Source organism: Klebsiella pneumoniae (assembly GCF_000742135.1).
In the GTDB taxonomy this organism is placed as follows: Bacteria; Pseudomonadota; Gammaproteobacteria; order Enterobacterales; family Enterobacteriaceae; genus Klebsiella; species Klebsiella pneumoniae.
In genome coordinates this window covers 3069167-3083288 of sequence record NZ_KN046818.1, presented here as the reverse complement: position 1 = coordinate 3083288, position 14122 = coordinate 3069167, and the positions used below count along the sequence as shown (strand labels likewise).

Annotated in this window: 15 protein-coding genes and 1 pseudogene; all 16 read right to left on the bottom strand. The window is 49.3% G+C overall.

Going from position 1 to position 14122, the window contains the following annotated elements:
* Positions 1-43: 43 nt before the first annotated feature.
* Positions 44-952, bottom strand: a complete 909-nt coding sequence (gene virB9 / locus DR88_RS11040; RefSeq protein WP_016530245.1) for a P-type conjugative transfer protein VirB9 — start codon at positions 950-952, stop codon at positions 44-46.
* Complete coding sequence (locus tag DR88_RS11045; RefSeq protein WP_016530244.1) at positions 949-1632, bottom strand: VirB8 family type IV secretion system protein; 684 nt, start codon at positions 1630-1632, stop codon at positions 949-951. Before DR88_RS11045 ends, virB9 begins: the two co-directional genes overlap by 4 nt.
* A gap of 221 nt (positions 1633-1853) precedes the next feature.
* On the bottom strand, positions 1854-2927 hold the full coding sequence (locus tag DR88_RS11050) for a TrbL/VirB6 family protein (RefSeq protein WP_004150601.1): 1074 nt from the start codon (positions 2925-2927) through the stop codon (positions 1854-1856).
* A 3-nt stretch (positions 2928-2930) separates the two neighbouring features.
* Positions 2931-3173 carry an EexN family lipoprotein gene (locus DR88_RS28305; protein WP_004150600.1) on the bottom strand — a complete coding sequence of 81 codons (243 nt, stop codon included), beginning with the start codon at positions 3171-3173 and terminating at the stop codon, positions 2931-2933.
* A 7-nt stretch (positions 3174-3180) separates the two neighbouring features.
* Positions 3181-3888 carry a TrbJ/VirB5 family protein gene (locus DR88_RS11055; RefSeq protein ID WP_000857358.1) on the bottom strand — a complete coding sequence of 236 codons (708 nt, stop codon included), beginning with the start codon at positions 3886-3888 and terminating at the stop codon, positions 3181-3183.
* 17 nt (positions 3889-3905) lie between these two features.
* A complete protein-coding gene (locus DR88_RS11060) occupies positions 3906-6644 on the bottom strand; it encodes a VirB4 family type IV secretion/conjugal transfer ATPase (protein ID WP_001096398.1) in 2739 nt (912 codons plus the stop codon).
* Between the two features lie 12 nt (positions 6645-6656).
* Positions 6657-6950, bottom strand: a complete 294-nt coding sequence (locus DR88_RS11065; protein ID WP_000600171.1) for a TrbC/VirB2 family protein — start codon at positions 6948-6950, stop codon at positions 6657-6659.
* Entirely contained in the window at positions 6950-7660 is a 711-nt protein-coding gene (locus DR88_RS11070; protein WP_001593436.1) for a lytic transglycosylase domain-containing protein, read from the bottom strand. The genes DR88_RS11065 and DR88_RS11070 overlap by 1 nt, the downstream gene beginning before the upstream one ends.
* A gap of 72 nt (positions 7661-7732) precedes the next feature.
* The gene (locus DR88_RS11075) at positions 7733-7966 is read right to left on the bottom strand and encodes a hypothetical protein (RefSeq protein WP_001231171.1); all 234 of its coding nucleotides are present in this window, start codon (positions 7964-7966) and stop codon (positions 7733-7735) included.
* Positions 7967-8534: 568 nt separating this feature from the next.
* Positions 8535-8684, bottom strand: a pseudogene (locus DR88_RS29365) (Hha/YmoA family nucleoid-associated regulatory protein); the annotation flags it as partial.
* Positions 8685-8905: 221 nt separating this feature from the next.
* On the bottom strand, positions 8906-9115 hold the full coding sequence (locus DR88_RS28295; RefSeq protein ID WP_001112403.1) for a TraR/DksA family transcriptional regulator: 210 nt from the start codon (positions 9113-9115) through the stop codon (positions 8906-8908).
* Positions 9105-9686 carry a DUF2857 domain-containing protein gene (locus DR88_RS11080; RefSeq protein WP_000937857.1) on the bottom strand — a complete coding sequence of 194 codons (582 nt, stop codon included), beginning with the start codon at positions 9684-9686 and terminating at the stop codon, positions 9105-9107. The genes DR88_RS28295 and DR88_RS11080 overlap by 11 nt, the downstream gene beginning before the upstream one ends.
* A complete protein-coding gene (locus tag DR88_RS28290; RefSeq protein ID WP_001513329.1) occupies positions 9671-9853 on the bottom strand; it encodes a hypothetical protein in 183 nt (60 codons plus the stop codon). Before DR88_RS28290 ends, DR88_RS11080 begins: the two co-directional genes overlap by 16 nt.
* 21 nt (positions 9854-9874) lie before the next feature.
* Entirely contained in the window at positions 9875-10060 is a 186-nt protein-coding gene (locus DR88_RS11085) for an AlpA family transcriptional regulator (RefSeq protein WP_000205185.1), read from the bottom strand.
* A gap of 139 nt (positions 10061-10199) precedes the next feature.
* Positions 10200-11126, bottom strand: a complete 927-nt coding sequence (locus DR88_RS30865; protein WP_025861985.1) for a hypothetical protein — start codon at positions 11124-11126, stop codon at positions 10200-10202.
* 871 nt (positions 11127-11997) lie between these two features.
* Entirely contained in the window at positions 11998-14019 is a 2022-nt protein-coding gene (gene fyuA / locus DR88_RS11095) for a siderophore yersiniabactin receptor FyuA (RefSeq protein WP_004150595.1), read from the bottom strand.
* Between the last annotated feature and the right edge of the window lie 103 nt (positions 14020-14122).

The window sequence follows — 14122 nt, the reverse complement described above, 5'->3', positions numbered from 1 at the left end:
ATGCACGTTTCCTTTTATAAAAATATAAAACTATTTTTATAGGTTAATTGGATTCCGTTTTTTCCACTCTTTCCACCTGCCGGGACACGGTGGAACCATCGGCGGCGTGTACCTTGCCAAATCCGCTATTTTCCAGACCCACAACGGCATTACCGGAACGCAGTACCAGGCGTGGCGTCACCTCCTGAATTACCAGTACGGTGAAGTCGCCTTTCTTCTGGATACTGCTGTTAACCACATGCTCTTTGCCGTTCAGCTCTTTGGTTACGGAAGGAATGGACTTAGACGGGGAGAAGCCCACGAACGTAAAGCGGCCATCGTCGTAAGCAAAATCGGGAACAATGTTGAAACTGCCTTTGCCCGGATATTTGGTGTAACTCCAGTTGCGGGGCGTCTGCGCCGAGTTCAGCGCTTTCTGGACGCTGGCCTGTTGCTGTTTCTGCTCCCACTCGCGCTGTCTGGCCGTCGCCTCCCGGCTCGCTTTGTCCCGTTCTTCGCCCGGATAGCGATAGCTCACCTGGAAAGCGGGTTGCTGTGCCGATTTATCATCGATGACATTCAGCTCGACGTTGTACAGGCGCTTATTCGTGACAACCAGCATGTTGGTATGCCAGTCCCGGCTGTTCGGGGGGATCACGACCTGCGTTGTGTTGCCATCTTCTCCGGGCGCTCCCTGCGTGAGCGCGACCGGACGAACGTTGACCCGGTTTGCATCCGGCGTGGCTTCCCACGCCTCATCAAAGCCGGGTTTCGCGCTTATGACCGCCTCATCGTTATCAAAGACCAGCGTTGTCATAAAGCCGGGTTTGGTGTTAACGACGGTGACGTTCTGCGGGTTATAGATAACCTGCTGAACACGGGAGTCATAGCGGCTTGCCTGTGGTATGGCCGCACCCCATGCCGCGCCGCACATCATCAGTGCCAGTGCGGTAAACGTTAACTTTTTCATCATTCACCTCCCCGAATTTCGCGGTCGGTCTGCCAACTGGTGACGGTAAAGCCGAAGTAGTTGATCTCGCGTTCCGCATCGCTCATTTCCTTGTCAGGGTCAGAATGGAACGTGAACCGGGCATCCCAATACTCGCTGCGGGTGCTGTTATCAGCCAGACGGCGGATAATCTTCTTGTAGCGGATGGTGGCGACCCTGTCAGGGGCTGTCGCATCGGTGATCTGGTTTGACAGGATCTCCACTTTCACGGTGTGCGCCCCGTTTTTATAAACCTTGTCCGGGGCATTTTTCCCGGCGTAAAGCGCCAGATAGTCATCGTTTACCTGGGGGGAGTTGTAGACCTGCACTGTCTCGTAATCGTCCTGGAGAGAGGGATAGACATACCGCTCACGCACTTTGACGTAGTTTGCGGCCATCGCCTTTTGATAGGCTTCTTCTGCGGTCAGGCTGGTTTTTGATGTCCGGGTAACGTGTTCCACCCGTCCTGTGTGGTTATCCACGGTATACAGCTCAACGTCCGTCTGTTTCAGCGGCAACATCACGACCACGGCGACGAGCGACAGTACCGCAATCAGCAGACCTACACCGCCAACAACAAAACCGGCTTTTGCGGCGCGTTTATCCCGCTCAATCATTTGCTGCTCAAAAGTGCGGGATTCAGCTATTAATTTCTGTTCACTCATGACTGTTTAACTCCGCCATAATTTGAGGGGTGTTTACGGGTTCTCCCTTACCGCTAAAGGCAGAGGGAGGCGTGTTCTGGGCGCAGCCAGAAAGCGCGCACAGCAAAGCCAGCGCAATCAAGCGTTTCATCAATGATTTCCTCAACTAAATTAGATATATGAAAATATAATTATATTTTCATAGGTTGGTGTTTCGGGGGGATGGACTGGAGATGTCTGGCCTAGCTGTTGAACTTCTTAACCGCGGATTCTCTCGACTGTGCCAGCCTCCGCGCTTCGTTCCGGGCTATCATCTGCTCAATCGCGTACTTCCGCGCTTTAGATGCGTTATAGCCTAACTCACCTCCGGGCTTGCCGGGCTTACCTGCATTCGCATCCTTCCAGCCCTGAATGTTGTCCTGGGCGGAACGTTTGGTTTCTTTAACTGCACCCCCGGCTAGCTTCCCGGCACCAAAAGCAGCCGCACCGATACCTACAGCGGCCAGCCCCTGCATGGATACGGTAGCGCTTGCCCCGGCCAGAGCTGCGGCTACCTTAGCGGAAATATACACCAGTATTGCAGCGAAAATACCTGCAAGGCAGACTTGAGCACCAAGTTCAACAATTGTTGAACTGTCTGCTACCTTCGTCGCCTTATTAAGAACGAGATTCAAGTAATTCACTACAATTCTCAATGAGAGAGCGGCAAATAGAATTGTTAATATTCCTGCAAATATATTTTGCAACCAGTTATTGAACATGGGGCGGAGGAAACCATACATAAGGCAGAATATGAAAATAGGTGCAGTTATTCCTAATAGTAGAATCATTACTTCGGCAACCATTGAAACAAAGCCCGCTAGAATCATAAGTGCGAATATTCCAAGCCATACACAAAATTGAGCAGTCATTCCCTCATCTTTTACATATGTAGAATTATCCATGTCATGTAGCGTTTTCCCTAACACTTTAGCCTTATTCCATAGGGTGTCTAATAACTGCCATATATTATCACTACCAGAAAAACCCTCCTTTATTCCGTTTATGGCATCAATAACGCCATCGAGGTAGCCGCCTAAATTAGCCACAAAGGACAGGATGATAGCCATCCTCATGATGTCCCACATCGTGTCTTCCATAGGCGTAGATAGCTTACCAGCCAAAGTCTGGTATCCACGCCACATGATGTAGATGGTAGCTGACGCTGCTGCCAGCCCCATCATCATAGAAGAGTACGACATCATCAATCCCTTTGTGGCGTCTGTAATTCCTCCTATCAGGTATTTCTCAACCCCAACAAAAAGACCGCCATTCATATATTACTCCTCTAAATTATTTAAGTCTGGAGTTGGTGCGTTTAGCTGCTTGATTTGATAGTGGGCTTCATTTGCATTCTTGCAATTTTCAGAAGCGTCACCACTCTTTTGGCACTTTTCATAAACTAGTTTTAATTCGTCAGGGTGATCCCTATACCATTTTGTTGTTTTAGCTTCCTCTTTGCATCCAACAATAGAAAAGCACAGGGTGATCGTCGAAATTAAAATATTTTTTTTTGATAACATAAATACCTCATAAATTATTAAGGTCAGCAGTTGGCGCGTTTAACTGCTGCTGATTCCACTGCTTAACACGCTCCGCTTCTAGCGCATTTTCGCGCTTCTCTGCTGCTTTCACGCTCATTTCCCATTGGGTGGTAAGCGTGTTCAGCATGACAGATTTTAGCTGAATACTGTTTGCAAGGTCTTGAGATTCTTTCGAATCTTTGGCTAACGCTACCCTGTTGGAGAGACTGTTTATTTCCCCCAGGGTCTGGCTTACCTGGTTCTGAACCTCGTCGGTTTGCTCAAGCTGGATAGCCTTGTTGATGACCTGCTGCTTGCATACGTTGGCATAACTCCCCGATTGCGCAGTGTTGCAGGTGTCGAAAATTTTATACTTCTCGTACAACGCATCGAACTGCCCGGAGGAACCGCCGGAGAGAAGCAGGTCATTCAGTGCCTGTCCGGGCTTACGCAGCTTTTCAAGGTCAGCTTTCAGGCCTTTGGCCTGGTCAACAAAATCAGCAATATCACGAACGCCAGTGGCCGTCGCCAGTTGGTCTTTATATGCCTGTATTTGTGACTGGTAGTGTCTGGCCGTTTCCATCCAGCGTTTTAACTCCTGCGCCCACTGCACGTCCCGCATAGGGTCAGCATCAACAGCGACGGGAATACCAGCATGAGCCAGTGGGCTTGCAATGACGCAAGCCAGAATAAGAGTACGAAAGCGAGTTTTCATCGTATATCTCCTTTGGGTCAGAGCGCTTTAGCCAGGTAGGTATCGAGCCATTCATGAGGCTGCATTCCTTCCCGGTAAATCGATTCGAATATTTCGAGGTTGGGGGCATCGCCGCTCATGACTTTGGTGTATCTGCCGATACCCGACAGGTCGAGCGTGACACGAGCGGCAAAACGTTTGGTATCGCCGCGCTTGAACTGATTTTTCACCACAACATACTGGCGGGCTTGCGGGTCAAGCCCTTTCACCACGTCGAACACTTCCGGTTCAAACTTCATACCGTCAACATAGTGTGCGCGGTCGGCGTTGGGGTTCGCCGCCAGAATCTGTGTCCCGCACTGCTCAATCACTGCCGGGGCGATATCATCTTTGATGATCTCTGCCGGGGATTGAGTACCGACGACCAGCATCCCGTTCAGCTTACGGATGGTTTTCAGCTTGTTATAAGCAAAGTCCTTAAACACCGGGTCGCGTAACCACTTCCAGAATTCATCCATGAAAATGACCAGGCGTCGCCCGTCAAGCAGGCTGGTAATGCGGTACAGCAGATAAAACGAGATTGGCGCACATACGCTTGCATCGTCCAGGAACTCCGTTCCGTCGATGCCGAAGTTATCGCAGTTGCTGATATCGAACGTGTCAGACTCGTTATCAAACACCCAGCCGAACTCACCGCCCTGCGCCCACTGTGACAACCGAATGCTAAGGCCGTTTTCCTGGGCTTCTTTCGTAGCCGGCTCAGGCAAATTTTCCAGCATTCGGGTAATGCCGTAGACGCGATATTGCGGCTCGTCATTCATCACAGCATTGACCGCATCACTCAGACGTCGTTCATCGCGTGGGGAGATCGTCGAGCCGTTACGGGTACAAAGGATTTTCATCAGTTGCTTGATGAAATTGATATTGCGTTTGGTTGCTGGCAACGAGAACGGGTTCCACCCTGTAGACTCACCACTGATAACCCGATAGTAACGGCCACCCAGCGCCCGGATGTTCATCTCTGCGCCCCGGTCTTTATCGAGGTAAACGGTTGTCAGCCGTTTGGTTTTGGCATCCGGGGAGAAGCTATCCTCGCGCCCGTATTTCTGCTGCATGATCTCAAAGAACGTCATCAACATGGTTTTACCCGAACCGTTCGTACCGAGGATGCAGGTACTGGCCGGGTTCTTCTCGTTGAATTCGTCCTTATCTGCCAGTGTGTTATGCAGGTTGATATAGTAGCCATCGCCTGACGGGGTGCGCAGTAAAGCCATCGCATCCCCCCAGGGGGCTTTATCGCGCTTGCCCGGATAGAAATTATGGAGCGCGGCCAGCTCCACAAAGTTCTGGCTACTCAGCTCCCCTTTACGTGGCCTCAGGTTGTAGTTGCCTGGCAGTTGCGCCATATACGCCGCTGAAAGCGATATTTCTGCCGGAACAGGCGTTATCCCTATGTTGTTCAGCGCGTTACTGATTTCATTCGTATCAGCAACCAGGCTTTCCAGCGACGGGGAATACACCATGATGGAAAAATGGTGCTTGCCGTAAGCGATTTTCCCCGATGTCAGCAGGTCAAGCGCCACATCCAGATCCAGCCGCTGGGAAACAGCATCGTCGTCGGCACTCATCAAAAGGCGACGGGTACGCTTAATGGCTTTCTTCGCTTCCTCGCGTGACATGCAGGTATAGGACTGCGTGATCACGTAATCGCAGGGGGCGTAAAGAAGGGAGTCCATCATCCCCGTGGCGGTCTCTTCGGAGAACTCTTTAACCTCCAGCCCCCGGAAATATTGCGTACCGTTGGCGTGGTTTATCTGCCCGGATTCAGCCGAAAAGAACAACGCCGCCGCCCCCATCACGTCATAGGCCGGGGTACGGGTGACGCGCACTTTTCGCCACTGGTGCGTTAGCAGATATTCATAGAAAGCCAGTTGCGACGAAAACACCGCGTTTCCTTCGGTAAACGTACCGAGAGGTCGCGCACCATAGCGCGACAGCGCGGTATCGAGCGTGCTTTTTATTTCCAGCATTTCCAGCAAAGCACCGTCCAGCTCCTTTAGTTTCTGGCTGTCTTTCATCCGTTTGCGTTCTGCTTTTTCAAGGCTGACAAACGGGCGATAGCAGACCGTCAGGAACAGGCGGTTGCGCCGGAACAGACCGACAGAAGCGTAGTAAAGACGGCTAACTTCATCGGCATACGGGTTGCCGGAATCTTTATGAAGATTGTCGGTAAACGTATTGCGGTCGTTATGGATATAGAAAGTAACTGGCATACCTTCGAATGAGCGGATTAGCCCGTGTAACTGGTTCGTCCCGAACTGGAGCGACTCGTCAGACTCGCAGTCGAACGGCGTTCCCATCAATTCCCAGGTGCAGTACAGATCGCTCTTAGGGGAACGAACCACATGCTGATGAATGTGCGATGAGTACGGGATGTACTTCTTGATGGTGGCACATTGATTTAGTTTCATGGCGTCGAGAAACTCCTTGATATCAACATCATCATGCTCAACGGGCATAAATGTTGTTGCGCCAAATAAACGGTTTGCTACCGGCTTTCCCTTCGCTCTCAGCCATACGGCAATCAGATTGAACCGCATCGGTTCATTTCTGGTAAGGGACTTCATCACCAGAAATTGCACAGGAAGTAAGAACAGGAGAGCGACGGAAGTCCAGATAGCAACGATGATGGTTACACCCGTGACAGCCAGCAGGGGCACCATTGGCACCCCCCACAGCGCCGCCGGGCGTTTCATTGCCTTGAGCAGCTTTGCCATATGTTCAGCCTCTTAGCTCATCAGCAGAGCGCCGATTTCACTGCCTCCGCCAATTAAAATGCCGCCAATGATGATGTAGCCGCACTGCGACAGGCTCTCGCCTTTCCACAGGGTCTTATAGCCAATCCAGATCACGGCCACGGTGATCGTGATTGCCGCCAGACCATGCAGCCCGGTTGACACTTTTTGCATGACAGTATTTGCCCGCTGAAATCCGTCGGCCAGTGCCGGGGTTGCAGAAAAAGTCGTCAGCGTACAGGCCGAAACGGGGGGGACCACAGCTTTTAGCTTGCGGAAAAGTATCATTATTCCTCCTCCTCACGGGGTGACAGGGAGAAACTCCGGCGCACTGACGGCGCGGAGAACGGTGCGATGAAGATTTTTTCTTGGCGGAGTTTCGCAGGGACGCCACGGACGACGACTCCGGGCCAGATCACGTGGTGACGGGATGAGTCACTGGCAGGGGCGGTTTTCAGGGGAACGGCAACTGATGATTTGTCCTCACGGGTTCCGGGGACCGCATAGCGGGATGATCCCGGCGGATAACCGATTCGCTGGATATAGCTCGTTCCGGAAAACGCCGTTTCAGGTTGTTGCCCGGTACTGAAATTGCCGGAATAATAACAACTCAGCGCCCTTTTCAGCGTGCCGCCGCGCCGGTAGCAGTCTCTGAGAATGTGTTCGAAGACGGACAGATTGGTACAGGGATCAAGTAGCTCTGTGGCGGACACACCATAATGGCGGAAATTGGTGCTGGTGATTTGCATCAGCCCGACAGAGTAACGGCGATCCTGTGCTGACAGGCGACGGAGAATATGCTCTGCATCTCCCCGGCTGGCTGGCAGGTGAGAAATAATGTGTTGATCGCCGAAAGAGGGGCCGGCCTTCGGGACAATCTCAGCGATGGCATAAGGGTTAAAACCGGATTCCACCCGTGCCACGTCGAATGCCGTGGACGGATGAATGCTGGCGGCGCACTGCATGGCTATCGCCAGAAAGGCTGTGGTGGAAAGCATGGTGACCTCAGTAAACAAGTGACATGCAGGGTCTGCTGATACTGCATGCTGTGGGAACAGAATTAAGGGTGGTTACGACACGGTTTCGATGGGGCCCGTATTCTGTGGTGGATTATTTTCCTCCCGGGGCTCAAGCAGGACCAGTTTGCCGGAAACGGCAATACCGGGCGTCAGGACAATATTCAGACCGGATTTACCGTGGTGGGGAAAGGCGACTCCGACCTTTGTCCACCAGGTATTTTTCTCACCCTGAGAGTCCGGATGACTTTCCTGGGCAACATACGCGTAATAAACAGGCTTTCTCATAGTGTCCTCGTTTAATTAAAATTGTTGAAGATGATTTCTTCGATCACATTCCGATCCTGCATTCCGGTTTTAACGGGTCAGCGAGAACATTCAGCGGCACCCTGAATTATGGTTGTGTGACAGCCCGCTCCATATTGTTAAAGAGCATGGTCAGGATGCAGGAGGGGTAATGAAATTTTAACGGGAAAATAAATACCGGAAGGAATGATAAAAAAGTATGTGAAATTAACGTATTACTGGCACGGTGTGTGTGTGCATGAATGATGACGGGCGGGCTGATAATAATATTTGTTGATTATTATCAGGTTAAATTAAACATCCGGAGGAAGACTTTCTTTATATGTCAGATGGGGTTGTATGCTGTCTCTGTGGCTGAATTTGGTAACGACAATAATGTGTAAGGCGTGAAAGACAGGAATACAGTAGTCCCTTTTGTTGTAAGGGACGGTCTTTAATCTGGTTAAACGTTTCCCGGCCACTTAGGCCGATACTTACCGGGCCGGGTGGTGAAATTCGTTTTCATGCCGCAGTGGTATCCGTCTGTACCTGTTGCATAAAAAACACAGAGTTATCTGACATATTTCCAGACATTACCGGGAACCTTATCAAAGTACTGGTTCATTACAATCTCTGCGCGGCGATAATCTGCTGCGGCATAAAGCATTTCAAGCTCATTCCCTGTGAGCTTTTCTTCCATATGCCCGACAACCTTTTCCAGCAGGCTGCCGTCATTTATTTACCGCAGTTTTCTGACGAATTCCATCTTGTTTGCCGGTTTGTTCATGTCTGACCTCTGGTGTACTGACTGTAAAAAAGGATTGCCACAGCAGGAGATGTGAGCAGGTTATTCATCCATGACATGGAGGCACGGGAACCTGAAAACAAGCCGGCTGGTGCATATTAAAATGTGCGGAGCTATTCTCCTCCGCACATACAGATTTAACGTCTGCGTTTCTCCAGTATCGACTGACAGTCAGTACAGGTTGTTACACCCGGCAGCGTCTGACGGCGTTTTTCCGGAATAGCCTTGCCGCAAAATCGACAGTGCTGCAGGGAAGGTGTCGGTGTGGGTCTTAACCGGCTTTGTTCAATCAGTGCTTCTAGGCACCGTTCATTAAACGCCTGATCGCGATCGATTTCATCTGGCACGTTGTATTCTCCTTACCGTGTTCTTTCTTTCGCAATGCGTGATGCAGTTCCAGACAACGGTCAGCGAGGGGGCAGTACACGATGAAAGGTTTTCTGTAACCTGCATCATGGCGTCCAGCGCCTCCGGGGAATCAATGTTTTCGACCCGATATTTTTGCCACTGATGCCAGATTGCAGCATCGGTTTCTTCATCCGGAATGGGTGTTCTCCCGTTTGGAACGGAGACACCGAGTAACCGGCGGCGTGCACAGGTTTCTCTGGAGCCAACCCCGAAATAACGGTTCATCAGTGCGATTGAGCCCCCCAGCCTGACAGCTCTGTTCAGTTGTTCCTGACGCCTGTTTTCCTCGTGGGATGATGCCAGTAATTTTTGCAGGACATCATGGCGGATAGTAATATCGACAAGCGGTAAAGGTGCCTGACTGAGGGTGATAAGATCGTTTATTGATAAGCAACCGAGCAAATTCATTTCATCGTAAGTGAATCCCATAGTTTCGCAGTGATGAATATTTCCTTCCCGTAGCGCCTGAAGAGCAACGGTTAATATAATATGATTCAGGGATGGAAGCATGAAATTGACTCCTTAACTGAATAAGTGCTCAGTAATTCAGCTGAATATTCAGTGAATGGTATAGTGTCATATAGCACAATACCGGGCAGGTCTGAAATATACATGCAGGTGCTTTTTTTTATACCTGCAGGATCGAAGTTTATGAGTGCCGGGATATTAATGTTCATCATCTTCTCCTCATTGCGTCTTTATCGGTCAGATAACTTTTTGTTGATCCACTCGTCAATCTCAGACTCGAGCCAGGCAACACTAGCAGGGCCTATTTTTATTGAACGGGGAAATGCACCCTCTTTCATATAAAGGTATATCTGTGAACGCTTCAGCCCTGTTTTTTGCTCAACCTGTCTGAGGCGTAGTAACTGATAAGATGTCATATATCCTCCTGTGACTGAAATAAACGGTGGCCGGAGAATAAAAAAACACAGTGGAAGCCTGAGAGAAAGCTGGTGAGCCCTAAATAAGGGATGCAAAACCCTTATTTAGGGTTGTCGGCCATTACAAATGGGGATGGTATTAGCCGGATAAGGATGTCGAAGATGGCGAACCACGCTTCAGCGCATTTTTCAGTGTTTCAGCGTCCAGTTTTTCCCCGATGCCATCGTCTGATGCCCATTGTTCAAAAATAGAAAGGAGCTTATAGGGATGATTCAGCAGTGGGCTGATAGTATCATTGTGCTTGCAGGCCAGCCAAAACAGGCGTGATAACGGTGTTGTCATACGGGAAGGTGAAATGGGATGACTCTCCCTTTTTTTGTATAAATTAATTAGTCTTTCGACTTCGGTGTGGCGAATAACAAAACAGGCATCAGGCGGTAATGTATAAAGAGGAAAGCACCCATTGTGATTATATTTTATGGTCGTCACTTCTGTTAGTTTTTTTATGACATCTAATGCTGTGTTTTTAGGTAGTCTGGAAATTTGTTTTTCTACGCGTTCTTTCCAACTCATCGTTTCGAAAATTTGAAAAAGCTCCTCTGAAAATCTTACTATAATACCATGGTTAGTTTTTCTTGCCCCCACAATTGGGGAGGGGAATTTAAGTTCACGTGCCAGTATGCGCTGAATCAAAACATATTCATAGCCTATCAGGGGGGTATCTATAATTTGTTGCACAGGACAAACATATCTGGCTTCTGTACAGAGTCTTAAATTTTGACCATAAATAAAACCGTCCCTGTCAAGCATGCATAGTTTATCAAGTAGGTCTCCCTCAAACTGCCTGAATTTTATTTTTCCATTAAAAGTTTGTATCTTCTTAAGTATCACAGGAGACTGGAAATAGACCGATAGTAGGATGTTGCCACTCAAGGTATGACGATAAATATCGCTAGGTGTAATTTTTTGTTTTATGGCTTTGGTAGTGATCTCAACTGCTTCCGTTATAGTGACCCATGTTGACATATAATGAGTTATAAGCAATGGCTGATATTTTTTTGACATAATATTATCTCCTTCTACACAACAATTCGTTCCGTTAAGGAAAAAGATTGGTGTCACAAGTATTTATTTATGATTAATCAGAGGGTTTATGACAGAGAAAAGGATGTATATTTCTGAGTGAACATGTACAGGCCTATGGGGTGACTATTTAATGAGTAAATGCCGAATGATTTTCGGGGTGATGATTATAACTTGAGGAAAAATCCCAGCGTGGTTTGAGTAGTGTACCTGAGTGATATTTGTGTTATGTATGCATTGATTGCAGAAGAATAAATATAGTTCAGGCTAGTATAGTTTGTGGTAGCTATGAGAATATATAATCTATTTTACCTATAAAATAATTTATATGTATGGGGTGGTTTTTTTGTGGCGAATTGGTTTTACTGAACCCTAACTTTTGATTTTTAAGTTTGCACTTATTGATATGTTAATATGATAAATGCTTTATATCAGTTTTACTCTACAGAATTTCAAAAAAATAGATGTGTTAATGACTGTTTTTGCCGATGAAATCTTTGAGTTTTCGAAATTGTTTTGAGTTGAGGGTGTGTAATTGTAAAGGTTTTATTAATTCGGGTTGTTTTTTTTAGATTGTTTGTCTGTGCTTTTATATTCTGGAGATGTGCCTTGTATATAGGGTTGTTTGTTGGTTGTGTTTTTAATGTTGCACTGTTGTGAATTTTTATTTTGATATGATTATTTCTTTAGTATAAGGAGAGAAAGGAACGAGAAAGTTAAATCTATTTGTCCTAATCGCAATTTCATTGTTTAAATAATCACTATGGATTAATATTTTTTGCGACTCTGCTGAGTTACTGGTTTTAACTAGTGGTGTAAAAGGGATACCTTTTCGGTATCCCTTTTACAATAATCAGAAGAAATCAATTCGCGTATTGATACCGACGGTGCGACCCATATTGACCTGCGCGACGGCGCTGCTGCCGTTCATGTAGCCATAGGTACGGTAACGACGGTCGAACAGGTTATCGACATAGACGGAAATGTTCATCCGTTCAGTCGCCTGCCAGCCCAGGCTGCTGTCCAGGGTGGCATAGGTGCCTTGCCGCAACTGGTTGTCGCCATCGAAATAATGCGGCCCGACCAGATTAACCGCCAGTCGGGGCATCAGTGCGCCATAGCGCGTATCAATCACGCCGTTCACGCTGCTTCCCGCGCCATAACGTGGTACGAACGGCACCCGGTTACCGTGATACAACTCACTGTCATTGGTGAATTCGGAACGGATCACGTTGCCATTGATATCCCATGACCAGCCTGGCGCAAACCGCCACTTCGCTTCAAGCTCAACGCCGGTGGCGTCGGCTTTACCCGCATTGCTTAATGTCTGCATCCCGACCGGGCCAGAGTAAAGCTGCATGTCTCTGGTGTGGGTATAAAACGTCGCGGCTTGCAGCGTGACGTCAGCGGTTTCGTAGCGGGTGCCAAGTTCATAGTTGATGGATTTCTCGGCGACGAACGGTTTGGCATCAAGACCCGCAGTAGGCACGATGTTGTACCCGGAAGGTTTATATCCCTGGGCTACACGGGTATACACTCTCCAGTCATCGGTCAGCATATAGCCTGCGGATAGCTGCCCGAGCACCTGATCGTCATTGCTCTTACCCTGGTCGCCAAACGGGTTGCCGAGCATGCTGCCGTGATATTGTGTACTGGATTTATCATGCGAGAAGCGCACGCCGCCGCCGATATCAAAACGATCGGTTAAATGCCAGGTCAGGTCACTGTATGCGGCCAGCGTTTCAGCGGTGGTATAGCCGGTACTGCTTAAATAAGGCATTGTCGGCATGTCGTAGGCTGAATTTAACTTCTCGCGGGTGTTCTGCCGGTACAGCCCAAACACCATATCAACGGTACGCGCATCGCCCAGGGTTGCGGCGCGCAGCTCCTGCACATCCTGATTCCAGCGCTGAGGCATATTGACGATTAACGAACCGGAAGGGAAGGTGCGCGAATAATGCTGCTGCTGCCAGGCGCTGATCAGGTTGAAAACCCAGTCATCGGTGGTGTATTTCCCACTCAGGGTCTGGCTGTCAGTGCAGCGCCGCATGTACGGGTCTGGTGAACCATCGCTGATCGACAGCTTACGGCCCTTAATATCATTCCATCCCACATAGGCGTCCTGGGTGGCGCGGGTACATTCGCGTGAGGCGGCAAAGCCCATTTCCCAGGGCTGATCGTCCGGCGCCAGACGCAGTTTCACATTCCCTATGCTGGCGCGGGTGCCGCCTAAGTCATCGCTTCCCGTCGCGGGGTTAATCATGTCGCCGTCATCAACCTGGCGTAACAGGGTGACGCTGCCGTACAGCAGGCCATCCTGAATGGGGCCGCTCAGGTTGAACTTACTTCGATAACTGTCGCGGCTACTGACGCCGCCTTCAATATAGCCGCGCGGCGTGCTGTCCGGCTGCTGGGTGACGATGTTGATGATCCCGCCCTGAGCGCTTTTGCCATATAACGTTCCCTGTGGGCCTCGCAGCAACTCCACGCTTTGCACATCGGTAAGCGCCTGGATGGTGTTGGTGGAAAGCTGAGGGACGCCATCGACATACAGGGTGACGGCGGGGTTATAGAAGTCCTGCGCTGAAGAGACGCCGCGTAGCGAGATCGTCGAAAAAAGCATGTTGCCGCTATTTTCAATATTGAGCCCGGGCAAGACTCTGGGGAGTTTGTCGCTGGCGGTGACGCCGGCGTCGCTTAATTCCGGCGCGCTGACAACAGTAGACGAGACGTTGTTGGCTGATGCCGAGCGGGAAGATTGTTTACTGGCGGTAACCACCAGCGTGCTTTCGTCTTGCTGTGAAGTCTGGGCATTAGCAATGGCGGGGAGCAATAATCCCCCCAAGGCCAGAGGATAAAGCCGTGTCATTTTCATTGTTGTGAGTCCCTGTAAGACGGCGAAACGCCAAAAATACCGACAATGGTGAATTGAAAATGATAACTATTTCTAATAGCGGTGCTACCCGAAACGGGTTTAT

Excerpts from the sequence above, each read along its gene's own strand:
- DR88_RS30865 (WP_025861985.1), bottom strand. The coding sequence starts at position 11,126 with ATGTCAAAAAAATATCAGCCATTGCTTATAACTCATTATATGTCAACA.
- DR88_RS11060 (WP_001096398.1), bottom strand. The coding sequence starts at position 6,644 with ATGGCAAAGCTGCTCAAGGCAATGAAACGCCCGGCGGCGCTGTGGGGG.
- DR88_RS11075 (WP_001231171.1), bottom strand. The coding sequence starts at position 7,966 with ATGAGAAAGCCTGTTTATTACGCGTATGTTGCCCAGGAAAGTCATCCG.
- virB9 (WP_016530245.1), bottom strand. The coding sequence starts at position 952 with ATGATGAAAAAGTTAACGTTTACCGCACTGGCACTGATGATGTGCGGC.
- DR88_RS11055 (WP_000857358.1), bottom strand. The coding sequence starts at position 3,888 with ATGAAAACTCGCTTTCGTACTCTTATTCTGGCTTGCGTCATTGCAAGC.
- DR88_RS11070 (WP_001593436.1), bottom strand. The coding sequence starts at position 7,660 with ATGCTTTCCACCACAGCCTTTCTGGCGATAGCCATGCAGTGCGCCGCC.
- DR88_RS11065 (WP_000600171.1), bottom strand. The coding sequence starts at position 6,950 with ATGATACTTTTCCGCAAGCTAAAAGCTGTGGTCCCCCCCGTTTCGGCC.
- fyuA (WP_004150595.1), bottom strand. The coding sequence starts at position 14,019 with ATGAAAATGACACGGCTTTATCCTCTGGCCTTGGGGGGATTATTGCTC.
- DR88_RS11080 (WP_000937857.1), bottom strand. The coding sequence starts at position 9,686 with ATGCTTCCATCCCTGAATCATATTATATTAACCGTTGCTCTTCAGGCG.
- DR88_RS28290 (WP_001513329.1), bottom strand. The coding sequence starts at position 9,853 with ATGAACATTAATATCCCGGCACTCATAAACTTCGATCCTGCAGGTATA.
- DR88_RS28305 (WP_004150600.1), bottom strand. The coding sequence starts at position 3,173 with ATGTTATCAAAAAAAAATATTTTAATTTCGACGATCACCCTGTGCTTT.
- DR88_RS11050 (WP_004150601.1), bottom strand. The coding sequence starts at position 2,927 with ATGAATGGCGGTCTTTTTGTTGGGGTTGAGAAATACCTGATAGGAGGA.
- DR88_RS11045 (WP_016530244.1), bottom strand. The coding sequence starts at position 1,632 with ATGAGTGAACAGAAATTAATAGCTGAATCCCGCACTTTTGAGCAGCAA.
- DR88_RS11085 (WP_000205185.1), bottom strand. The coding sequence starts at position 10,060 with ATGACATCTTATCAGTTACTACGCCTCAGACAGGTTGAGCAAAAAACA.